At 60.1% G+C, this 22,261-nt stretch carries 15 protein-coding genes; 4 read left to right on the top strand and 11 right to left on the bottom strand.

The window, feature by feature from the left end; translation table 11 throughout:
• Nucleotides 1-20: 20 nt before the first annotated feature.
• The 7 genes from HDE79_RS18175 to HDE79_RS18145 form a co-directional block, all read right to left on the bottom strand.
• A complete protein-coding gene (locus HDE79_RS18175) occupies nucleotides 21-1,022 on the bottom strand; it encodes a virulence RhuM family protein (protein WP_184604054.1) in 1,002 nt (333 codons plus the stop codon).
• Nucleotides 1,019-2,269 carry a restriction endonuclease subunit S gene (locus HDE79_RS18170; protein ID WP_221440233.1) on the bottom strand — a complete coding sequence of 417 codons (1,251 nt, stop codon included), beginning with the start codon at nucleotides 2,267-2,269 and terminating at the stop codon, nucleotides 1,019-1,021. Before HDE79_RS18170 ends, HDE79_RS18175 begins: the two co-directional genes overlap by 4 nt.
• A 2-nt stretch (nucleotides 2,270-2,271) precedes the next feature.
• On the bottom strand, nucleotides 2,272-5,280 hold the full coding sequence (locus HDE79_RS18165) for a type I restriction endonuclease subunit R (RefSeq protein ID WP_184604050.1): 3,009 nt from the start codon (nucleotides 5,278-5,280) through the stop codon (nucleotides 2,272-2,274).
• 210 nt (nucleotides 5,281-5,490) lie between these two features.
• A complete protein-coding gene (gene hutU / locus HDE79_RS18160; protein WP_184604049.1) occupies nucleotides 5,491-7,161 on the bottom strand; it encodes a urocanate hydratase in 1,671 nt (556 codons plus the stop codon).
• A gap of 1,044 nt (nucleotides 7,162-8,205) precedes the next feature.
• Nucleotides 8,206-11,178, bottom strand: a complete 2,973-nt coding sequence (locus HDE79_RS18155; RefSeq protein ID WP_184604047.1) for a TonB-dependent receptor — start codon at nucleotides 11,176-11,178, stop codon at nucleotides 8,206-8,208.
• A 291-nt stretch (nucleotides 11,179-11,469) separates the two neighbouring features.
• Nucleotides 11,470-12,402, bottom strand: a complete 933-nt coding sequence (locus HDE79_RS18150) for a helix-turn-helix domain-containing protein (protein WP_184604045.1) — start codon at nucleotides 12,400-12,402, stop codon at nucleotides 11,470-11,472.
• 23 nt (nucleotides 12,403-12,425) lie between these two features.
• Entirely contained in the window at nucleotides 12,426-12,731 is a 306-nt protein-coding gene (locus tag HDE79_RS18145) for a hypothetical protein (RefSeq protein WP_184604043.1), read from the bottom strand.
• 300 nt (nucleotides 12,732-13,031) lie between these two features.
• Between HDE79_RS18145 and HDE79_RS18140 the strand changes: the two genes are divergently transcribed.
• A complete protein-coding gene (locus tag HDE79_RS18140) occupies nucleotides 13,032-13,745 on the top strand; it encodes a response regulator (protein ID WP_184604041.1) in 714 nt (237 codons plus the stop codon).
• Nucleotides 13,742-15,163: an ATP-binding protein gene (locus tag HDE79_RS18135; protein ID WP_343205999.1), complete on the top strand. Its 1,422-nt coding sequence runs from the start codon at nucleotides 13,742-13,744 to the stop codon at nucleotides 15,161-15,163. Before HDE79_RS18140 ends, HDE79_RS18135 begins: the two co-directional genes overlap by 4 nt.
• 55 nt (nucleotides 15,164-15,218) lie before the next feature.
• Here the strand turns inward: HDE79_RS18135 and HDE79_RS18130 are convergent, their stop codons facing one another.
• The 4 genes from HDE79_RS18130 to HDE79_RS18115 form a co-directional block, all read right to left on the bottom strand.
• Entirely contained in the window at nucleotides 15,219-16,811 is a 1,593-nt protein-coding gene (locus HDE79_RS18130; protein WP_184604040.1) for a DUF4034 domain-containing protein, read from the bottom strand.
• A 380-nt stretch (nucleotides 16,812-17,191) separates the two neighbouring features.
• A complete protein-coding gene (locus HDE79_RS18125; RefSeq protein ID WP_184604038.1) occupies nucleotides 17,192-18,838 on the bottom strand; it encodes a DUF4034 domain-containing protein in 1,647 nt (548 codons plus the stop codon).
• A 242-nt stretch (nucleotides 18,839-19,080) separates the two neighbouring features.
• Nucleotides 19,081-19,833 carry an anti-sigma factor gene (locus HDE79_RS18120; protein WP_184604036.1) on the bottom strand — a complete coding sequence of 251 codons (753 nt, stop codon included), beginning with the start codon at nucleotides 19,831-19,833 and terminating at the stop codon, nucleotides 19,081-19,083.
• A 25-nt stretch (nucleotides 19,834-19,858) separates the two neighbouring features.
• On the bottom strand, nucleotides 19,859-20,407 hold the full coding sequence (locus HDE79_RS18115; protein WP_221440244.1) for a sigma-70 family RNA polymerase sigma factor: 549 nt from the start codon (nucleotides 20,405-20,407) through the stop codon (nucleotides 19,859-19,861).
• A 158-nt stretch (nucleotides 20,408-20,565) separates the two neighbouring features.
• Between HDE79_RS18115 and HDE79_RS18110 the strand changes: the two genes are divergently transcribed.
• The gene (locus HDE79_RS18110; RefSeq protein WP_184604033.1) at nucleotides 20,566-21,645 is read left to right on the top strand and encodes a catalase family peroxidase; all 1,080 of its coding nucleotides are present in this window, start codon (nucleotides 20,566-20,568) and stop codon (nucleotides 21,643-21,645) included.
• Nucleotides 21,642-22,184, top strand: coding sequence for a cytochrome b/b6 domain-containing protein (locus HDE79_RS18105; protein WP_184604032.1), 543 nt, complete (start codon nucleotides 21,642-21,644; stop codon nucleotides 22,182-22,184). The genes HDE79_RS18110 and HDE79_RS18105 overlap by 4 nt, the downstream gene beginning before the upstream one ends.
• The last annotated feature ends 77 nt before the right edge of the window (nucleotides 22,185-22,261 follow it).

Raw genomic sequence — 22,261 nt, 5'->3', positions numbered from 1 at the left:
TTGCTTCTGGTCGGTTCCCGTCATGGCTTCGGGCGTCTCTTGATCTTGTTCTCCAGCGCGACCAGTTCGGCCTCGTCGGCGGCATCGACCGCGCGCGCTTCCTGCTGCTTGCGTTGTTCGTCGAAGGCGAGATAGCGCTCGCTGGCGTGCGCTTCCATCTGCTCGTGACTCACGGAGCCGGCGTTTGTCAGCAAGGGAAAACCGTTGGAACTGATGATCTGGCCCACGTTTTCCATCCAGAAGCGCATGGGGATGTCCTGCCGGTTCTTGGCGCGCAGTTCCGCAGTTTCCAGGAAGATCACCACCAGCCGGTTGAGGGTGTCGATCTCGTCCTCGGTGAGGTAGTTCTTGGCGACCAGGATGTCCTGCTTGCGCACCCGGCCTCCGCGCCATGCGCGCAAGCCGAAGTGCGGGTCGTCCGGGTTGGCGCGAGCAAGGATCAACTCCGCCGCGCTCTGCTGCGTTACCGCGTACAGCAGCAGGTTCTGCACGGTGGCGAAAAAGGTCTGGGTGGCGCGGTCGGTCTTGTCGTAGTCCACGCTCAGCGCGAACAGGTCGCGCACCTTCTGGTAGAAACGCTTCTCCGAGGCGCGGATGTCGCGGATGCGCGCCAGCATCTCGTCGAAGTGGTCCGGGCGACCATTCGGGTTCTTCAGGCGCTCGTCGTCCATGACGAAGCCCTTGAGCAGGTATTCCTTGAGCGCCGTGCTGGCCCATTGGCGGAACTGCACGCCGCGCGGCGAGCGCACCCGGTAACCCACCGCCAGGATGGCGTCCAGGTTGTAGTGTGCCACCCGGTAGTTCTTGCCGTCGGCGGCAGTTGTCAACCATTGGTTGACAACTGAATCCGCGTGCAGCTCGCCATCGGCAAAGATCGCCTTGAGATGCTTGGCGATGTTCTGCTTGCTGGTTTGGAACAGTTCGGCCATGTCCAGTTGGGTGAGCCACACGGTCTGGCCGTCGGCGCGCAGCTGGATGCGGCTGGTGCCGTCCTCGGTGGTGTAGAGGATCAGGCCGTTCATGCGCTGGCGGCCTCCGGCGCGGGGAACAGCTGCTGCATCAGGCCCTGCTTATGGGTCTTGAGGGCGGTAAGCTGGTTCGATTCGGTGGTCATCCGAGTGTCGAGAGAGGAAAGACACTCGGCGATGCGTTGCTGCTCCTCATGCCCCGGGACACACAACGGCATACGCGCGAAATCGTCGAAATAGAGGCGAAGGCGATCTTTGGTGAGTCCTCGGGAGTACGCTGTCAAAAGCTCCAACGATTGCGGGAGCTTGAAGAGATAGGCGAAGAAACTCGAGCAAGCGCCTTCAAGAGGCGAAAGGACAACGTATGCGGGGCTGACCATGCAATCCTCAACCGCTACGCCTTGAGCACCTTGCCACATCCGCATCATGTTGTACGCGACATCACCCTTGTATACCTTTTTGTTTTTTACAGGATCCTCAATATCGTAGAAGTCCCGATCAAATGAAGCACGCGGAATCATTCCGTCGTTTACGGTTACTGAATAGATGGAGAGTCCTTCCTCACCTCCCTCTTTTCGATTCTCGAACAGTACACCACCTGCTTTCTGCTCCCACTCCGGCGCGTTGCGGAACTCGGGGAAGCGGAGGCGCGGGCGGGTTTCGCCTTCGCGGGGGAAAAGCAGCTGCATCAGGCCGCGCTTGTGCGCCTTTAACGCCTCCACTTTCCTCCCCTGTGCGGCAATCACCTCGTCCAGCGACATTAGGCAGTCGGCGATCTTTTTTTGCTCGGCCTCCTCGCTGGGGAGATAAAGTCCCTTCGACAAAAAAATTGCGTTGGAAATCTGGACGGTATTTTTCGCGCCCTTTTGGATGATCGGTGCAAGGTAGTTATTTGTTCGAATAGGCGATTCAAAATAGGCATCAAGCACGTAACCAAGATATCGACTCACCGGCGAAAAAACCCCATAGAGCGGCGAGACGATGACATTGAACGGCAACCTACTCTGCTTAACGATGCCGTAGGGAAATTCGCCTGTGGGGCTCCTTGTGTAAATAATGTCGTGAGGTTTAACCAAACTGTAATTAGAGCGGTCAGCAGCCGCGAAGCTGCGTCCGAGATGCTCTATTTGATTAACGACACCCTTGTGGACCGAGACGGAGTGAACCTCACTGGCACCGTCATTTTTCTCTCCATGCTCCACAAGCACGCTGCTCAAAGAGGTCTCCTTCCACCCCGCTGCCTTCCGAAATTCCGGGAACCGCAACCTCGGCACCGCCGTTGATATGCCTTGCTTCGCCATCGTCATTCCTCGTAGGCCTTGAGCCCGGCAATCTCGCGCCCACCCGCCCGCTTCTTGAGCAGCGGCAACAGATCACCCATCAGCGTCAGTTCCTTTTGCGTGCGCGCCTTCCAGCCCAGATCCAGCGGCGCGAGCAGCTCGGTGAGCTGTTCGCCGTCGAAGATGCGGCGCGCGAGAATGCCATCGACGAACCCCTGCAACGCAACCACAGGCAACCCGTGCTTTTCCGATAGCGCGGCCATGTCCTTCGCCGCCTTGTCGGCCTTGAACTGCCGGTAGCCGGCGCGGATGGCGGCCTCGTCCAGGCCTTCGCCTGCCTTGAGGCCGCGCACGTACTCGCTGATGTCTTCGCGCTCGTCCATGAACTTGGCATCGCTGGCGATCAGGCCGATCAGCTGCTCGCGGCTCATGCTGGCCTTGCCGGGCGCCTTCGCCGAGTAGTCGGCGATCAGCTTCATGATGTAGTCGTAGTCGATGGTGCTGGAGGCAAACAGCACGAATTCGAAGTCGAGCTGGTCCACCGCCTCGTCTTTCTGGCTCGATGGTTTGTTCTGCTGCGCTCGCAGCCGCTGCGCGGTTTCCAGATACGCGCCGCGGAAGGCGTTGTGTTCGTCGCGCGGCAGCACCCGGTCGATCTCCTGCGCCTGCTCTGACGTCAGATCGGTGTATTGATCCAGCTGCGTCTTGAGCTTCTGCACCTGCTTGAAGTGCTCGACGAAGGCGGCGCGGGCGGCGTCACCCTTGAGGTTGGCGATGTCGTCGGGCTTGCCGGTAAGCCCTTGCGAGGTCATGAAGTTGTCGAGGTTGTCGCGCGCCACTTTCAGCTTGTCAATGACCACGGGCGCGGTGTCCACCAGCCAGATCTCGCGCGCCTTGTCGGCCTTGGCACCGGAGAACAACGCGATGGCGGCATCCACCTCCTTCTGCTGGCCGCGGAAGTCGAGGATGTTGCCATAGGGCTTGGTGTCGTTGAGCACGCGATTGGTGCGGCTGAACGCCTGGATCAGGCCGTGGTGCTTGAGGTTCTTGTCCACGTACAGGGTGTTGAGGTACTTGCTGTCGAAACCGGTGAGCAGCATGTCCACCACGATCACGATGTCGAGCTTTTCGCGCCCCTTCATAGGCAGGTCGGCATTGGGGAACTGCTGGTCCTTGATGCGCTGCTGCACGTCCTGGTAGTAGGCGTCGAATTCCTCGATGCGGTGGTTGGTGCCGAAGCGCGCGTTGTAGTCGGCGATGATTGCCTTGAGCGCGGTCTTCTTGGCTTCGGGGTCCTTCTTGTTGTCTTCCTGCTCCTGCGGCAGGTCTTCCTGCAACTGCTTCACATCGGCGCTGACGTCGGCCGGCGGTGAGAACACGGCGGCGATGTTTAGCGGCTGCCAGTCCGGCTCGGCCTGCTGCCTCTGCGCCCGCGCCTGCTTGAACAGCTCGAAATATTCGATGGCGTCGTTGATGGACGCCGTGGCAAGAATGGCGTTGAAGCGGCGCCCGCCGGTGGCGGCGTCGTGCTTGGCCAGGATCGCGTCGACCACAGCGCGCTTGGCCAGCGTTTCGCCGGGCTTGGGCGGACGCTTGCCGTCGGGTTTGTAGTAGTCCACGTGGAAGCGCAGGACGTTGCGGTCTTCGATGGCGTGGGTGATGGTGTATTCGTGCAGGGACTGCTGGAACAGGTCTTCGGTGGTCTTGAGCGTCTGCTCCTCGCCCTCGATGCGCTTGTAGCTGGCGTTCTGCTCGAAGATCGGCGTGCCGGTGAAGCCGAACAACTGGGCATTGGGGAAGAACTCCTTGATGGCCTGGTGGTTGTCGCCGAACTGCGAACGGTGGCATTCGTCGAAAATGAAGACGATGCGTTTGTCGCTCAGCGCCGCAAGTTGCTCGGTGTGGCTGGCCAGCCCGCGCTTCTCGCGGCTCTTGTTGCGCTTGCTGTTTTCGTCCAGCGCCAAGCCAAGCTTCTGGATGGTGCAGACGATGACCTTGTCGGCCGCATCGTCCGAGAGCATGCGGCGCACTAGCGCGCCGGTGTTGGTGTTTTCCTCGACGCAACCTTCCTGGAAGCGGTTGAACTCCTCGCGGGTCTGGCGATCGAGGTCCTTGCGGTCCACCACGAACAGACACTTCTCGATGGCCGGGTTGGCCTTGAGCAGGGTGGATGCCTTGAAACTGGTCAGGGTCTTGCCGCTGCCAGTGGTGTGCCAGATGTAGCCGTTGCCGAGGTTCTTGTCGATGCACTCGACGATGTTCTTCACCGCGTAGATCTGGTACGGCCGCATCATCAGCAGCTTCTGCTCGCTTGCCACCAGCACCATGTAGCGGCTGATCATCTGGCCCAGCGTGCACTTGGCCAGGAACGCCTCGGCGAAGGCGTCGATGCCGTTGATCTTGCTGTTGTCCGGCGCGGCGTACTGGTAGATCGGCAGGAAGCGCTCGTCCGCGTTGAACGCGAAGTGGCGCGCGTTGTTGTTGGCGAAGTAGTACGTGAAATCGCGGTTGCTGACGATGAACAACTGAATGAAGCACAGCAGTGTGCGGGTATAGCTGTTGCCGGGGTCGTTCTTGTACTCGACGATCTGCTCGATCGCCCGGCGCGGGTTAATGCCGAGTGTCTTCAGCTCGATCTGCACCGCCGGCACGCCGTTGATCAGCAGCAGCACGTCGTAGCGGTGGTAGCTGTAGTCGGTGTTGATGCGGAACTGGCTGGCGACCTCGAAGTCGTTTTTGCACCAGTCGTTGATGTTCACCAGCGTGTAATTGAGCGGCGTGCCGTCGTCGCGGGTGAACGCGTTGCGGTGGCGCAGCGTGTGCGCGGCCTTGAACACGTCAGGCGTGACAATTTCCTCCAGCAGACGCTGGAACTCGGCATCGGTCAGGCTGACCCGGTTCAGCGCCTCGAACTTCTCGCGGAAGTTGCGCTCCATGGCCGCGCGGTCGCGGATATCTGGACGCAGCGTGTACTTGAGCTCGCCGAGCTTTTCAATGAGCTCCTGCTCGATGGTGCTTTCCCTGACTTGCATGAGAACCTCGTACTCGGGTGATTGCCGCACCATAGGCAGGTGTTCGGTAACCGATGGATAAGTTTACCGGGCTACTTGAGGCGGCCAGTACTTTTTCAGTACATGGCGAACGAAGAAAGTCGGCTCGACAGTCTGGCTCGACTCGCTCTTCAGTATCCGCCCCCTGCGCTGAGCTCCACGGCATCCGTCGCGCCTTCCGGACTTTCGATGCTAAACCATCGGCAACTTCAACCCCTGTTCCTTCGCACAAGCCACCGCCTCCTCATACCCCGCATCCGCATGCCGCATCACGCCGGTGCCCGGATCGTTCCACAGTACGCGCGCAATGCGCTTGTCCGCTTCCGGCGTGCCGTCGCAAACGATCACCACACCGGAGTGTTGTGAATAACCCATGCCGACGCCACCGCCGTGATGCAGCGACACCCAGGTCGCGCCGCCAGCCGTGTTGAGCATGGCGTTGAGCAGCGGCCAGTCGGAGACGGCGTCGCTACCGTCCTTCATCGCTTCAGTTTCGCGGTTGGGTGAAGCGACAGAGCCGGAGTCGAGGTGGTCGCGGCCGATCACCACCGGCGCTTTCAGCTCGCCGTTGCGCACCATCTCGTTGAAGGCGAGGCCGAGCTTGTGGCGCTGGCCGAGACCGACCCAGCAGATGCGCGCGGGCAGGCCCTGGAAGCTGATGCGCTCCTTGGCCATGTCGAGCCAGTTGTGCAGGTGCTTGTCGTCAGGGATGAGTTCCTTGACCTTGGCGTCGGTCTTGTAGATGTCTTCCGGATCGCCGGACAACGCCACCCAGCGGAACGGGCCGATGCCGCGGCAGAACAGCGGGCGCACGTAGGCCGGCACAAAGCCGGGGAACGCGAACGCGTTGGCGAGGCCTTCGTCCTTGGCCATCTGGCGAATGTTGTTGCCGTAGTCGAAGGTGGGGATGCCCTGCGCGTGAAAGGCGAGCATGGCCTCGACGTGGGTGCGCATGGAGTGCTTGGCAGCATCGCGCGTGCCGTCGGGGTCACTCTTGCGGCGCTCGAACCACTGCTCCACCGTCCAGCCCTGCGGCAGGTAGCCGTTGACCGGATCGTGCGCGCTGGTCTGGTCGGTAACGGCATCGGGGCGCACGCCGCGCTTGACCAGTTCCGGCAGGATGTCGGCAGCGTTGCCAAGCAACGCGATCGATTTCGCCTCACCCGCCTTTGTATATTTTTCGATGCGCGCCAGCGCGTCGTCGAGGTCGGTGGCCTGCTCGTCGACGTAGCGCGTCTTCAGGCGCATGTCGATACGGCTCTGCTGGCATTCGATATTCAGCGAGCACGCACCGGCCAACGACGCGGCCAGCGGCTGCGCGCCGCCCATGCCGCCGAGACCGGCGGTGAGTATCCACTTGCCTTTCAGGCTGCCGTTGTAATGCTGGCGGCCCATCTCGACGAAGGTTTCGTAGGTGCCCTGCACGATGCCCTGCGAGCCGATATAGATCCACGAGCCGGCGGTCATCTGGCCGTACATCATCAAGCCTTTCTTATCGAGCTCGTTGAAGTGCTCCCAGGTCGCCCACGCTGGCACCAGATTGGAATTGGCGATGAGCACACGCGGCGCGTTTTCGTGCGTGGGAAACACGCCGACCGGCTTGCCGGACTGCACCAGCAATGTCTCGTCGTCGTTCAACTCGCGCAGCGCGCGCAGGATCGCATCGAAGCACTCCCAGTTGCGCGCCGCGCGACCGATGCCGCCGTACACCACCAGCTCCGCCGGGTTCTCCGCCACCTCCGGATCGAGGTTGTTCTGCAACATGCGAAACGGCGCCTCGCTCAGCCAGCTCTTGCAGCTGAGTTCGGTTCCGCGCGGTGCGCGGATGACGCGGGTGGTGTCGATGCGGGTCGGTGCGGTCATGGCCACAGGCTCAGGTGGGGAATCACCGGAGTATAGGTCAGCCGCCAATGCGTGGTTGCGGGTTGATCGGTGCCCGGGTCAAAGCAGACCCTAGCCGTGCAGCACCGTTCACGGCCCCATGGGAGTCGCCTGATTCTGCTTGCCGCCTAAGTCGTCGCCAACGCCCCGGCAACGCGTTGTCCGGCACGATGCCGGTGTTCCGCCCACAAAAAAAGGAGGCCGTGACTGGGGATCACGGCCTCATCGGAGGGTATCGTTGCGCCTTGGGGGGGTAAGCTCAGGGCAAAGCTCAGGCACTTTTTATTGGTATGCGAAAAGATTGACCGCGGCAGCGATTAGAAGTCGTAGTTCACACCAAAACGCACATATCGCGGCGTGCTCCAAAGGGTGTTTCACTACGTTGGTGGATTCACCCTCATTGAATAGGTGAATAGCTATTGCCAGCCACTTGAGTAGGGGTCAAGCAGTGTTATCGTCGATGGAGCTGGGAGGCCGCACGTAGGGTGTTCGAAAAACGGTGCTGTGGATGAGGTTGTCACGCTCGAGCAATATTGACTCTGTGAATACCCAAGTGCCGACTTGAAATAGACGATATCAGAACTATTCTCTGTTCCAGTTTGGCTACATGTGGTGCCAGAAATAGTGGTTGTGCAAGTTACTATCGGATCGCCGCAGCCGAACTCCTCCTCAATCCTGTATGGATTGGACGCATCTATGGTTCCTGCATGCTTGTATGTGTTGGTGCAATAGAGTATTTGCTGTCCAATGATTTGATCGCTGGAATTGAAATATATAATGCTTCGAGCATATTCTGTTGCAGCATAAGAACTTATAGATGTCATGCTTATTACTGCGAGTAGAAAAATAACAATACTTAGCTTGAATTTTTTCATTTTCCATCCTTCCTTTTGATGATTTTATACGTGGGTTTTAAATCCTTCCGGCATCGCTTCCATCCTTTTATCTACCTCATAGTCTTGGGAAGGTACGTAGTGTTTTAATACCTTCAGTCCCAAGGTTTCTCATCTACCTTATTTTTAATTTCTAGAAGTCGTAGTTCACACCAAAGCGCACGTAGCGCGGCGTACTCCAGTAGGTGACCCGGTCGTAGTTGGTATTGAGCGCGGTTGAGCTGCCATAAATGACATAGGTAGAGGTGGGTACCGAGTTGTTGAAGATGTTGTAGACCATCACGTTGAAACCCAGTTTCTGGCCAGCCCACATCGGACGATATTCGGCGGTCAGCGAGAAGATGTGCTGCCACGGCTGACGACCCGCCGCGCCTGGCACCGAAGCGACACCGCCGCAGTAGTGGTAGTAGCTGCCGTAATCGACCGGGTTGGTTTGATCCGCCCCGTAATAGCCCAGGCAGGTTTTCGGCGTACCCGAGGCAATGAACACATTGCCTGAGACCATCCACTCCGGCGCAATCTGATAGGAGCCATAGATCTTCAGCTGATGCTTGCGATCGTTGGCAAGCGCACCATTGGAGTTTTCCATCAGTTTGCCGTAATCCCAGTCGACCGTTGCCGACACGTCAGCCTGACCGATGTCCGAACGCACCTGGCCTTCGGTATTGCCATAGCTGCGCGAAAAGACGTAATCGATCTTGCCCTGCCACTTGCCATCAAACGGATGCTCGAGAAAGGTTTCCAGGCCGTAGTAGTTGCGCTTGGCTTGAGGATCGCCGAACTCCGCCGCGGACACCGTGACGCTGTTGTAGCCCCCGGCGGTGTTCTTCAACACGTAGGTGTTGCTGCGGCCCGGGTTGGACAGGTAGCAGCCGTTCATCGCGCTGGTATCGATGCTGTAACCCAGCGACTCGGCCTTGGTCAGGATGGTACCGGTATCGCAGATATCGTCCAGGATGTTGCGCAGTTTTCGCACCTGCGCTTTCATGCCCCAGACGTAATTCGGACTGATCTGTTGCGCAAAGCCCAGCAGGAATTCGTCCTGATACTCGGACTTGATGTTGGACGAGGCAACCGTCTTGGCATCCGGCGACTGGCCGTATTCGTTGTTGGCCGATACCGCGCCGCCGGTGGACGAAGCCAGCTGCGTCAGGCCGGTCGGATTTCCGTTGGCATCGATACCGGTATAGGTGTAGTACTCGTTGGTATACAGCGAACCCGCCGCCGCGCGCAAAGCCACCGAGGCCGGCATGGCGAGATAATAACGACCGGCATTGCCATAGACCTTCAGCGACGAATCGCCGTTGACATCCCAGCTGAAGCCCAGGCGTGGTGCCCACTGCGGCTTGGTTACGCGCAGAAAGGCATCACCGTTCGGGTTGTAATTGGTGAACTCATCGTTGCGCACGCCGAGCTTGAGCAGCCAGCGATCGTCGACCTGCCAGCTGTCCTCCACATACTGCGCACGCTGTGCGACGCGCACCGAGGCCGACGTGCTGTAGATGTACTTCGACACGTAGTAACCCGTCGAGCCACCGGCGCCAGTCGCCGGTGCGGCGACATAGGGGCTCTCGCCGATCGCCGTGTTGGCATCCCCGTAGCCGTAGACCCACATGGTCGACGTCGTGCCATCGTCAACATCGTGCGAGTTGAGGTTGTCGATGCCGGCCGTGATGGTGTGATTGCCCAGCTTGTACGCCAGATCCAGACGCAGGTTGTTGGTGGTTGCCGTGTGGTCGGGATCAGCCTGAGAGGAGACGGTTTGGCTATTGGTTATTGGCGTGCCACCCGTAATGGCAGGGTTCTCGTTCTCCGAATCGTCGATGTAGGTCAGGTCGCTGGATGATCCGGGTGTCTCGTTGTAATACGTCATCTTCTGCTTGCCATACAGGGCAGTAAGCGTCAGATCGTCGGTGATGTAGCTGGTGTACTTGGCGATGTAGACCTGCGCATTGTTCTTGATCGATGTGTCCGAGCTATTAAGCGCACCCGTCTTGCCGGTGGTGTAATCGTAGTTGTACTCGTTGCCCTGATAGGAATGCGTGGTCGACGCGCCGGTCAGCTCGAGGATATTGCTGTCGTTGATATTCCAGTCGATCTTCGAATACCACTTCGGGTTGTGATACTCGTAATTCGTGTTGTAAGACGAGGTCGTGCTGCCGATGTTGTTACCCGACTGCTTCTGACCTTCGACGGCGGCGAATAAGAACAGCTTGTCCTTGATCAGCGGGCCACCGATATAGGCGCTCTCGGTGGCGAGCCACGATTTGTCGTCCGAATTGCGACGGTAGATTTGGCCGGCGTTGGAACCGGTCACGTAGTACGTGTCGGGCGTTGTTTCATTGGCAAATGCCGGCGTCCACTGCACCTGGGCACCAAAGTGCCAGTCGTTGGTGCCGCGCTTGCCACTCTGACTGATGACGCCGCCATCGGAACGGCCGAAGGCCGCGCCGTAGCCACCGCTGATAATTTCTTCCTGATCGATCGCACCGTAGGGCAGGCTGATGCCGCCAAAACCACTGAGTGGATCGGTGGTGTTGAAACCGTTGAGGTAATAGGCGTTCTCGGTGACCGACGAGCCACTGAAGGAAACCAGCGAGCCGCCCGTGGTGCCACTGGTGAAACCGCCATAACCGGGAACCACGCCAGGAGCCAACAAGGCGATGGCTTCGGCACTACGTGCCAGCGGCAACCTGACGAGATCCTGTGCGGTAATCACCGTGCGTGCGTCTACGCTCGTTACGTCGATGGGCGGCAGCGAACTGGCCGATACGCTGACCGTGTCCAGGCTCTTGGCGGCAACGGCAACGAACGACACTTCCGTACCCGAACCCACTCGCAGGTTCACGTCGGCGCGTGAGTCGATGGCACTACCGTCCTTTATCAGCGATACCGTGTAGGTACCCAGCGGCAGCGAACCAACGGTATAGCGACCGTTCGCATCGACCGGCACTTCGCGACTGATGCCTGTCGTGTTTTTTACCTGCACAGACTCACCCTTGGCGACGGGCGCCTGACCAAAGATGCTGCCAGTGGTCGACTGCGCCAGTGCGCTTGTGCTGCCGATGGCCAGAGCCAGCGCGAGACTGAGCTGGCTGAGGTGCATTATTTGCAATCTATTTATAGGCACAGCGAGAAACCCCTTGGTTAATTGAATTGCAGCACTGCAGGACCACACGCATGCGATGCGGTGCTCCTGCGACCGGCCTTGTCGGCAGCGAGTAAAAGGAAACGAGAACGGCGTCCTGACGACGATCTGCCAATGGAGGATTGACACCTTCACCTTTTGTGCTGGCTGTATCGACGCAACTTCAATTTAACGTTAAATCCACGTGACGAAATAACAAAAAATAGGGAATAACTTGATTATTAATCGGACGTCTAGACGTCCGTGATTTCATTTTTCATGAATTCCGAAAAGCGCATTCTGGCGATATCCACGCGGCGACACGCCAAAGACTTCACGAAAACAGCGACTGAAGTGGGCCATGTCACCGAAGCCCCAGCTGTAGGCTACTTGCGCGATGCTCTTGCGACGCGCCGTCGGATCTTCGAAATCACGACGACAGCGCGACAGCCGCTCACTACGCACCCAGCGCATCAGAGTGGCTTCCTCATCGGCGAACAACTCGAACAGATAACTGGTCGACAGGCCGACACCCTTGCCGATGGTCTCTGCGCACAGCGCGGGGTCACCCAGGTGATCTCGCGCAAAGCGCCGCACCAGCTGCTTATAGTGCTGGCGCAATTGCGATGGAGGCGCTTTGTCTGCGGACGCACTGCTTTGCAGCGCGGCAGCAAGCATGTGCGGAATCGCATCCAGCAGATATCCGGCCACCGACTCGGTCAGCTGCGACGCGCGCGCAAAGATTTCCTGGTACAGCACGCGCAGGTAGCCGACCGAACTGAGGTGACCATGCAGTACGACCGCCGAGGCTTGTTCGACTTGCGGCACTGCATCCCGCAACAACGCGATGGGCAGGTAGATGGTCTGGACGGTCGATTGCCTTGTTTCCATTCGAAACGACCGAGAAAGATCGAGCAGATAGAAATCGCCAGCGTTAATCGTGCAGTAGCGCCCGTGCTGCTCGATGTACGAATCACCCTCCAGCTGCAAGCAGAGCAGCGCCGCCTGACGATGTGGGCGGGCGATACTCTCGCTGGTAAGCACGTGCGGCGCGTGCCTGAAGGTAGCCAGGCGCAAGCGCTCGCCGGCATAACCGTTGAGCAAGATACTGGCATCACCGTTTGGCGGGCGCCCCTGTTTGAGCTGCGCCCAGAAGTGCTCCGCCGCGCGACGGCTCACATTCGCATTCGTGCCTTGAATCACGTGCCCTCCGATCATCGTAAGACTCACGAGCCCGACGTCGGCGGTGGTGGCGGTGGGTTACCAGAACCCGGCGGCGGACCGGGAGGCCGTTTGAAGCCCTTGGCTTCCATGCACTTGTCTATCAACTCGCGGGCGACCGGATGTCCCGGCGTGCCGCCAAGCTCGCTCTCGCATGCCTTGAGCGCGGCATCGACCTTGGGGTTGCGGCCCGGACCGCACGCGCACGGATCGGCCGACGGAGGAGTCTGTGGAGTCTGTGCGCAGACGACGGCAGCCAGTCCGAAAATACTGACGAAAATCAGCGAAGGCAGAAAAATGGGTGTCTTCATGAAGATCTTGCCTAGAGGTTGATGGACCGACCCGAGTAAGCCGGATGCCGTGCTCGTTCCGGTCCGGGAACGGCGTGGCGTCGCGGCAAGCCACCTCCCTGTGTGCCCCGCAGGGCCCGATGCGACGCCGCTTAACAGCCCGTAGCTGGCGCCACAGGGATGAAATTACGCCCTGCATGTGCCATGCGGTTGTCTACATGTGTCAGGTTTGTGTCAGTGTTTGGCCCAGCCGACATACGCCTCGTAAACTGATCTGGTATTCAACATATCAACCTGCCTAGACAAGCCGAATTCCTGGTAATGGACCGACCATCTCTGATACTTGTCGTCGACGACGATCCCGAACTGTGCAGCCTGATGACCGGCTTTCTGCGCGAACATGGCTATCGCGCGGAGGGCGCCGCAAATGCTGCGCAGATGTATCTGGCGATCGCGCGCGAACGGCCGGATCTCGTGGTGCTGGACGTGATGATGCCGGGTGAGGATGGCCTGAGCGCCGCGCGTCGCCTCGCGCATGAACAGGGGCCACCAGTGATCATGCTCAGTGCGCTCAGTGGCGATACCGATCGCATCATCGGCCTGGAAATGGGTGCTGACGATTACCTGGCCAAACCGTGCAATCCACGCGAATTGCTGGCGCGTGTACGCGCGGTACTGCGGCGCACCAGCAGCAGCGAACCCGTCGTCACGGAAGATGCCCGCCCCTACCAATTCGAAGGCTGGCGCCTGGATGTGATGCGCCGCGACCTGCGTGATCCAACGGGCATCTTCATCAATCTCTCCGATGGCGAATTCGCCCTTTTGCGTAGTTTCGTCGAGCACCCGCAGCGCATCCTGAGCCGCGACCAGTTGCTCGACCTGGTGCACGGACGCCGCGCCGAAGTCTTCGATCGTGCCATCGACACGCAGATCAGTCGGCTGCGCCGAAAACTAAATGACCGCTCGCAGGTCGAACTGATTCGTACCGTTCGCAACGAGGGTTATATGCTGGTCCCCAAGGTATTCCGACTGTGACCCACCTGCCGCGACTTTCCATATTCGCGCGCACGTTTCTTTTGATGCTTTCCGCATTAGTGATATCCGCGGCCATCGGCTTTGCCGTTCTCGCACTGCGACCGCCGTTGCAGACCAACGGCGTCAACCTTATCGATCTTGTGACTACGCTGCAGCCGGACCGTCAGCCAGACGGAGAATTCGGCCCACCCGGCAAACCGCCCGCAGCCGGCAAGCCACCCGCGCCAGGCATGGGGCCCGCACCTGGCGTGCCGCCAGCGCCGGACATGGGGCGCTTTGCACCGCCCCCCGTAGACATGGATGTGAATGTTTCAGCGAAGGCCCCAACAGCATTCAGCGGCTACGACGCCAAGGCGTCATCACGCATGGCGGAACGATTGTCCTCGCTGATGAATGTTTCCAGCGACGCACTGCGCGTCTATATCACCGACACGACGATTGATACCAAGGTCGGCAACGGCCCGGCGGGCGCCATGCTGGACGGCGGCTTTGTCATCGGGCTGCGCCAGTCGGATGGTCAGTGGCGCATCGCATCGCAGCCCCCGGAGACTTTCCCCAGCACGGTTCAACAGGAACTGCTCTGGCTGTTCGGACTTGGGCTGCTGGTTCTTGTGCCGATCGCATGGCTGTTTGCGCGGACCCTGGCCGCACCGATCCGGCAATTCGCTGACGCCGCACAACGACTCGGTAACGACACCAATGCACCGCCCGTGCCCCGCAAAGGCCCACGAGAGATGTTGCGCGCGGTCGACTCGTTCAACGCCATGCAGGCACGCATCAATCGCATGATGCAGGAACGCACACACATGATCGGCGCGATTGCTCACGACTTGCGTACGCCGTTGGCGCGCCTGTCTTTCCGTCTGGACGGCCTGCCGAGCCCACTGGGGGACAAGGTCGAAGCCGATATCCAGGAAATGAAGACGATGATATCGGCGGCGCTGGATTTCATCCACGACCGCTCGTTGGGTGTGCACAAACAGCGGCTGGATTTCCGACTTCTGGTGGAGAGCGTGGCCGATGACCTGGTCGATGTCGGCCATGATGTGATCGTGCAACCTGGACCGGCGATCACGCTGGAAGGCGATCCGGTCGCCCTGCGCCGAGCGGTGGTGAACCTGGTCGAGAACGGGCTGAAGTATGGCGAGCGCGTGCGCATGCACCCGCGCGTAGCCGACAACGAATGCCTGCTGGAGATCGACGATGACGGCCCAGGCATTCCCGATGCCCTTCAGCGGCAGGTGTTCGAGCCGTTTTTCCGGATGGAAGCCTCACGTAACCGGGGAACCGGTGGCATCGGCCTGGGACTGGCTACGGTGCGGGCGATCGTATTCGATCACGGTGGAACGGTGGAACTGCGCAATCGCAAGGACGGAGGCCTGCGCGTGGTCATGGCGCTACCACTCGCGGCGGGATAAGTCCGGTGTCGAGCCGGACAACAAAACCGCAGGCCGGGCGGGGGCACGGCTAGCGCTATTTGTGTTCGGCGAGCATTTGCCGCACTTCACGCACGGCGGCCTGCTGGTTGGGATCGTGGCTGAAATGAGCGAGAAAATAGACCATGGTGTCGTGCAGCCCGGCACGCGGCTGATCCTTCTCCACGCTGAGGCGAAGAATCCAGCCTTCCGGATGATCGGGGAACAGCTTGATCAGCTGATCGGCGTTCGCCCAGGCCTTGTCCCAGTCGTGCGTTTTATGAACATTGATGATGCCGATCTGCACCAGTGGCCACTGGTCTGTCGGATCAAGCTCGAACGCTTTGCCGTAGTCATCCAGCGCATGCGGATAATCCTGCAGATGTTCATAGGCGTAGCCGCGCGTGTCATAGGAAATAGCGCTGGACGGCGACTCTGCCACCAGACGATCGCCCTCCTCCTTGGCCCATTGAGCCTCGCCGTGCTTTGACAGTTCGTAGGACAGCGTCGAGCGTGAATCGGATTCGTTCGGTGCAAACCGCAACGCTTCGGCCGAATAGACCAGGCCCAGGGCTGCACCTGAATGGTCGTTTGTGTATGCGATGCTGCCTGCCGTCGCCAACGGGCGAAATCCTGCAGCCTTGTCGAATACGCTGCGGTAGTCAGGCACATAACTCACGCCTAAGCAGTCGCAGTCGCTGCCACTGGCCATGTAAGCCGGCGCATCCGTCGCCAGCAACGAGAGCAGTGGATTCTCCAACACATGCGCTTGTGCCTGCGCCGCCACCTGCTGCATGCGACTAATGGAACCTCCCCATTTGGGCTCGGACAATTGCATCAATCGAACGTAGATGGAGAAGTTCGCGGGGTCGACGGCAAGACCTCTATTGGCCGCGTTGATCCCATAACTATGGCTTCCATAAGTACCTGACTCGATCATGCCGGCATAGGCGGGCGTCAGCAGCGGATTGAGCGCGAGGGCCTTGCTGAAATCGTCATCGGCAAGTTGAAGCAACCGTTGCATGGATTCGAAATGATCGTTGGATGTGAGCCGGCCAGACTGACTGCCGCGCGCATCGTGCGCTTCGATAACGTAGGCATCGCCGCTGGCCGCGTAAGCAAACGCACTGTTGGGCGACTGCCTTTTCCAGGCGTCGAGAATGCCGCGCAACTCGGGGGACGAATCTCTGAAATCCATGATGAAGGTGCGGTCAAGTAGTCCGCGCGCGTCCGGCTGCGTGCGCTGCGCCTGCAGGGCGTCAGCCATACGTTTGTCGACCTGATCCGCGTGATCGTTCTGAATGAGGGTTGTGAGTTCGGCCGCCGAGATAGCGGACTGTGTGGTGTAGTGGCAATACGCGACCACCGCCTCATGCGACCAGTGGCTGTCGGGTGGATCGGGAAACCTCAGGCAGCGTTGCAGCGGATCAGCGATGACTTTGGCCTGTTTGGCCTGGGCGAGAAAGGCGCTGATCTCCGCCGGCGTAAAAGGCTGTGCCTTGCGCGTAGGTGTCGATACAAAAGGCGCTTTGAATTGGGATGCCCAATCCGAACCCTGCAGCGCACCCAGATGCCAGGCAAGCAACCCCAGTTTGACGACGACCAGAACAACAATCCCTGTGACCGACAGCCACCGTGCGCGCGCATCCATTAGCCGTGCCTCCCCTGGCAAGAAGCCGGGAAGATAGCATTGCCCAGCGAGGCCTGTCATTGCTGCTTGGCGAAGATGCCCTGGGCACGACAGTGGTGTTGGGCATACCTGGGCATCACGCTCTAACTATCCGCGAAGCAACACCCAGCTGCGTGCGGGATGCGACACGTCTCAGATACACACTCTCCATCGCGACAAGATGCGAGCGCACGGCGTCGATAACGTTATCGCTTTCGAAGATAGTCTCGGACCAGGCCAGCCATCGTGCTGAGCAACATCAAGGCAACAACGTCGGGCTGGTCGCAAGGTGCATCGCCTGCGGCAGACTACCGTGGTGATGTCACCCTTCGACCGACAGCTGACTCCGTTGCTGTTGGGGATCAGCCTGCTGGCATCGATTTAGCGACGCTTGCCCCACCCAGCGACTTTGGTTGCAGCGCCAGCGCGGCACGCATTTCCAGTAATAGCTTGTGAGCCTGCGGCGAGTTGTCGAAATGCGCCGCGAAATAGTCGATGGTGTCCCGCAACCCTGCCCGCGGCTGTTGCTGCTGAATCTCGCTGCGCAGGACCCAGCCATACGGCTCGTTGGGATACATCTTGACGATGCGATTATCGGTCTCCCATGCCTTGTCCCAATCATGCATTGAGTTGGCGTACATACTGCCCAGCATCATCAGCTCGTTCCCGTCACCGGGATTGATGACAAGCGCCGCCTGCATGTCTTGCACGGCATGCGGGTAATCATTCAACGACTCATACGAATAGGCACGCGCCTTGATCAGATCGGTGTCATTCGGCGCCGACTGCAGCATGCGGGTCGCCTCGTCCACGGCCCACTGCGACTCGTCGAAATTGTTCAAGTCGTAAATGCGATGCATACGCTCGTCCGAAAGGCCAGGATCAAAACGCAGTGCTTCGGAAAAATACACGACCGACAATTCCAGATGATGGCTAGACTCCGCCGCCGTGCCTGCATCCGCTAGCTGCTTGGAGCTGGATACCTGATCAAAAATCGTCGGATACTCGGCCAGCTGCTCGGCGGTATGGCAATCGCAATCCTTGAGCTTTTCGTAAGACGGTGCCTTGGATAGCTCCAGCATCAGCAAGGGATTTTCAGCGGCATGCGCCTGCGCCATGGCGGTGATATCCCTCATCTCCTTGATCGACCCGCCCCATTTGGGCTGGGCCTGCCACAACAGATAGCCGTAAATGGAAAGATCGGCAGGGTTATTCGCCAGCGCATGCTTTTTCGCTGAAGCGAGATACACATCGCCAAGGGAGAGGCCGCCGGCTTCGATCATCGCGCCGTAAGCCGGCGTGATATGCGGATTGAGCGCCACGGCCTGCTGCAAATCGGTGTCCGCCAGTTGCAGCAGTCGATCCATGGATTCCACGTTGCTTTGCGGCGTTTCGCTCATGTAGCCGGCACCACGCGCCTTGTACGCCATTTTTTCGTAGGCATAGCCGCTGGCCGCCAGGGCAAAGGCACTGTTGGGCGAATCGCGCTTCCAGGCATCGAGCAACGGACGGATATCGAAGGAGCCGTCGAAATCCTGCTCAAACGTGCGGTCCAGCGAACCTCGTGCAGCAGGCTGCGTCATCTGCGCATCGAGTACCTGCGCCATGCGCTTGTCGAGCTCGGCTGCCTGTCCGTTTTGTATCAGCGTCTGGATGTCGGCAAACGACATCACCGATTGGGTACGGTACTGGCAATACGCATGTACGGCAGCGGCTGACCAATGGCTGTTTGGCGGGTCGGGATACGCGAGACAGCGCTGCAACGGGTCCTTGATCAGCTCGGCTTTTTTGGCGGCGGCGAGAAAGGTATATACCTCGTCGTTGCTAAACAAGCGGCCTTTCTTTACGGGCATGCTGTCGGCCGCCTTGGCGACGGCCATGGCTTTCTGCTGACTCTGAAGGGCAAGCTCCGCGAACCGCGTACCCAATCGCCAGACTCCCCACCCGAGGCCAAGCACTATCAACACCGCAACACCGACGATCAGCCCCACGCGTTGACGCGATTCCATGGCGTGCCTCCCCAGGCAGTGAAACGGCGACGATATCATTGCGTTGCGCGCCTCGTCAGCTGGCTAGCGGCAGGAAGCCTGCCGCCCTTCTTCGGCAATCTGGTGTGAGCTCAAACATAATCTGCTGCGCCTAGGCACCCCCGAGCGCGCCGAAGGAGAAGCCAGTCGCTGCCGAAGTGTCCTGCCGCAGCGACGCTTACTGAGCACAAAGGTCATGAGAGAGGAGCAGAGCACGTGATCGCTCAGATAGCCGTTGGCAAGGCTTTGCGAGCGACGTCTGCATCGTACTCGTCAGCGCGGCTGACCATGGCGACGTTGTATCCATCACTCGGTCCATACACTGCCATCAGCGTGCCTTCCTGCCGCTGTCCGCGCGGCAGCGCGGCCACCTTCGATGGCGGCCGAATATAAAAACTGATGGCGTTGCCTTGCGCGTTTTCGTACAGCACCATCGCCGCCGCACCTTCACTGAGCGCCAGCAGGCGTCCGCCAACGGGATGAAAGCCAGCGGCCTGCAGGTTCGGTAACTGGGGTGCACGATGAAAGTGATTGTCCAGCCATATCTGCAGATCGCCGTCATGCTGCTCGGTCACATCCAACATGGCGCCATGCTGCTGCGCGAACATGCGATAGGCCTGCATCGCGTCGGACATCGGCGCTTCACGACTGGCCTGACGAACACCATGCGCCTGCCAACCGCCGACACCACCGAGGCCGATGCTGAGCACCAGCATGGCGGCGATCGCCAGGCGTGCTCGCCATGTCTGCCGGCGCTGCGCGCGCAGCGCCGATGGATCGAGCGATGGATTGTCAGCTTCTGGCATCCAGCTGCCCAGCGCAGCGCGAAGTTCCTGCGCATCCCGTTGCCAGGCACGGACCTCTTCGGCACGCTGCGGATGCTGGGCGAGATAAACCTCGACCGCCTGTCGACGCGTATCGTCGAGCCTGCCATCGACATAGGCATGGATGTCTTCTTCGCTGGGTATGTTGTTCATGGCTTTGACCACCTACTCATAAAGTTCATTTGACGAGGCGCAGCGACGGCAGCGCGACCTCGCCTTCGCTGGCGCGACGCAGCGCCTGCCGCGCGCGCGACAGGCGCGACATCACGGTTCCGATCGGCACCTCGAGGATCTCGGCCACCTCGCGATAGCTCAGACCTTCCACCGATATCCATAGCAACAGTGCGCGCTGTTCGGTGGGTAGCTGGGCCAGTGACTGCAGCACCGATTGCGCCATCACTTCGCGTTCCACCGACGGATATGTCGCGTCGTCATTTACGGCATGACCGTGCGCACCGGATGGATCGCGGCCGCCACGGAAGTGCTCGAGCATCGCGGCGTATCGTTTCGAGCGTCGTTTGGTATCGAGAAATTGCCGGTAGAGGATGGCGAAAAGCCATGCGCGCAATGCGCTGTCATCGTGCCGGGTGGACCAGCGCGACAGCGCCCGCTCGATGGTCGATTGCACCAGATCATCTGCCGTGCTGGCGTCGCGCGTCAGCCACAACGCAAATCGCCGTAGCCGCGGCAGCCACTCGCGCAGTGACTGGTCGATGTCGTGAGTCATCGTGTCACTTGGGGTCATGAGTCGAAATCGGCCTATTTTCGATGGGTTGCACAAGACATGACGCTTCCCGACATGCATTATTCCCTCGGGGTGGGAATAAAACCCGGCGGCGTTCGTCTTCCATGTCTACACAACGGCCTGAGGGCCAGGAGTTGATCATGCACGAACCATCCTCGCCACCAACAGGCATCGCCTGGCGTTGGGCTCTTATCGGCATCGTGGTCGTGGGTACGGCGGCCGCCTTCGGCTATGTCGGCGGCTGGCTGGCGCCGCATCGGCTGACGCCAAAACGCATTGTCGATCAGCTCCAGCAAAACGGCGGTATGCATCCCGGCTATCGACGCAACCACGCCAAGGGCATTTGCGTGGCGGGCTATTTCGACAGCAACGGCGGGGCACAGGCTTATTCCCGTGCGCAGGTGTTTGCCGCGGGGCGCACACCGGTGGTCGGGCGACTGGCGATTCCCGGCGGCAATCCTTACGCGCCCGACAGCAGCGCGCCGATCCGCAGCATGGGTTTGCGCTTTACCCAGCCGAACGGCCAACAGTGGCGCACCGGCATGAACAGCATGCCGGTGTTTCTGGTCAGCACGCCGCAGGCTTTTTATGAGCAGGCGCAGTCGTCGGCACCCGACCCCGCTACCGGCAAACCCGACCCGGCGAAGATCAAGGCATTTTTCGCCGCGCACCCGGAAAGCGCGCCGTTTCTGGCCTGGGTCAAGACGGCCAAACCTTCGGCAAGTTTTGCCACGGAAAGCTACTGGGGCCTGGACGCATTTGTCTTCGTCGACGCCAGCGGTACCCGTCATGCGGTGCGCTGGCGCATGGTGCCGGAGGATGCCGGCGCGCCGGTGGATGGCTCGAAGAGCGATGCGGATTATCTGAGCACCGATCTCACCCAGCGCCTGGCGAAAGGTCCGCAGCGCTGGAAACTGATGGTGACGCTGGCCAATCCGGGCGACCCGACCAATGACGCGACCAAGGCGTGGCCGTCCGACCGGAAAGAGATCGACGCCGGCACACTGGTGCTAGATCAGGCCACCGCGCAGGACAGCGGCCCGTGTCGTGACATCAACTACGACCCGCTGGTGCTGCCCGACGGCATCGAAGCCTCGGACGATCCGCTGCTGCCCGCACGCTCGGCGGCCTATGCCGATTCGTATCTGCGTCGCACCAGTGAAGAGGCCCATCTGCCCGGCACTACCGCGGCACACCCAAAGCCGGAGACCAAGTCATGAGCGCGCCCTCCCCGATGTTTGCGTTGCCCGCCCGCGTGCTGCACTGGCTGATGGCGATCCTGATTGTGTCGATGCTGTTTATCGGCGTCGGCATGGTGGCTTCCGTTTCAGAAACGCACGACTTGCTGATCCGCATCCACAAGCCTCTGGGCATCGCCATTCTCGTGCTGGCGGTTATCCGCATCGCCGTGCGGCTGCGCTATCCACCGCCACCGTTGCCGGCGGATCTGCCGGCACTGCAGAAACTGGCTGCGCACGCGTCGCACTGGCTGCTCTACATCCTCATGCTGCTGATGCCGCTGATCGGCTGGGCCATGCTCTCGGCGGGTGGTTATCCGGTGATGTTGAGTGAATCGTTGCGCTTGCCACCGATCTTTCCGGTGAGCCCGGTCGCGTTTGCCGTACTGAGGCATGCACATGGCTTTTTTGCGCTGCTGCTGTTTCTGACGTTTCTCGCACATATGGGTGCTGCGCTTTATCACGGCCTGATCCGGCGCGACGGCGTGCTCTCAAGCATGGCAGGACGACGCCTCTCGTAACGCCCGATGCGCCGCCGGCTGACAACTGGCGGCGCATGGATATGACCGGACATTCCTGATAAACATCCATGTCCGAA

The organism is Rhodanobacter sp. MP1X3 (assembly GCF_014207165.1).
Classification (GTDB): Bacteria; Pseudomonadota; Gammaproteobacteria; order Xanthomonadales; family Rhodanobacteraceae; genus Rhodanobacter.
This window is presented reverse-complemented; position numbering and strand designations above follow the sequence as displayed.

Coding starts and splice junctions, on each gene's coding strand:
- HDE79_RS18175 (WP_184604054.1), bottom strand. CDS start 1,022: ATGAACGGCCTGATCCTCTACACCACCGAGGACGGCACCAGCCGCATC.
- HDE79_RS18170 (WP_221440233.1), bottom strand. CDS start 2,269: ATGGCGAAGCAAGGCATATCAACGGCGGTGCCGAGGTTGCGGTTCCCG.
- HDE79_RS18165 (WP_184604050.1), bottom strand. CDS start 5,280: ATGCAAGTCAGGGAAAGCACCATCGAGCAGGAGCTCATTGAAAAGCTC.
- hutU (WP_184604049.1), bottom strand. CDS start 7,161: ATGACCGCACCGACCCGCATCGACACCACCCGCGTCATCCGCGCACCG.
- HDE79_RS18155 (WP_184604047.1), bottom strand. CDS start 11,178: ATGCACCTCAGCCAGCTCAGTCTCGCGCTGGCTCTGGCCATCGGCAGC.
- HDE79_RS18145 (WP_184604043.1), bottom strand. CDS start 12,731: ATGAAGACACCCATTTTTCTGCCTTCGCTGATTTTCGTCAGTATTTTC.
- HDE79_RS18140 (WP_184604041.1), top strand. CDS start 13,032: ATGGACCGACCATCTCTGATACTTGTCGTCGACGACGATCCCGAACTG.
- HDE79_RS18130 (WP_184604040.1), bottom strand. CDS start 16,811: ATGGATGCGCGCGCACGGTGGCTGTCGGTCACAGGGATTGTTGTTCTG.
- HDE79_RS18125 (WP_184604038.1), bottom strand. CDS start 18,838: ATGGAATCGCGTCAACGCGTGGGGCTGATCGTCGGTGTTGCGGTGTTG.
- HDE79_RS18120 (WP_184604036.1), bottom strand. CDS start 19,833: ATGAACAACATACCCAGCGAAGAAGACATCCATGCCTATGTCGATGGC.
- HDE79_RS18115 (WP_221440244.1), bottom strand. CDS start 20,407: ATGACTCACGACATCGACCAGTCACTGCGCGAGTGGCTGCCGCGGCTA.
- HDE79_RS18110 (WP_184604033.1), top strand. CDS start 20,566: ATGCACGAACCATCCTCGCCACCAACAGGCATCGCCTGGCGTTGGGCT.
- HDE79_RS18105 (WP_184604032.1), top strand. CDS start 21,642: ATGAGCGCGCCCTCCCCGATGTTTGCGTTGCCCGCCCGCGTGCTGCAC.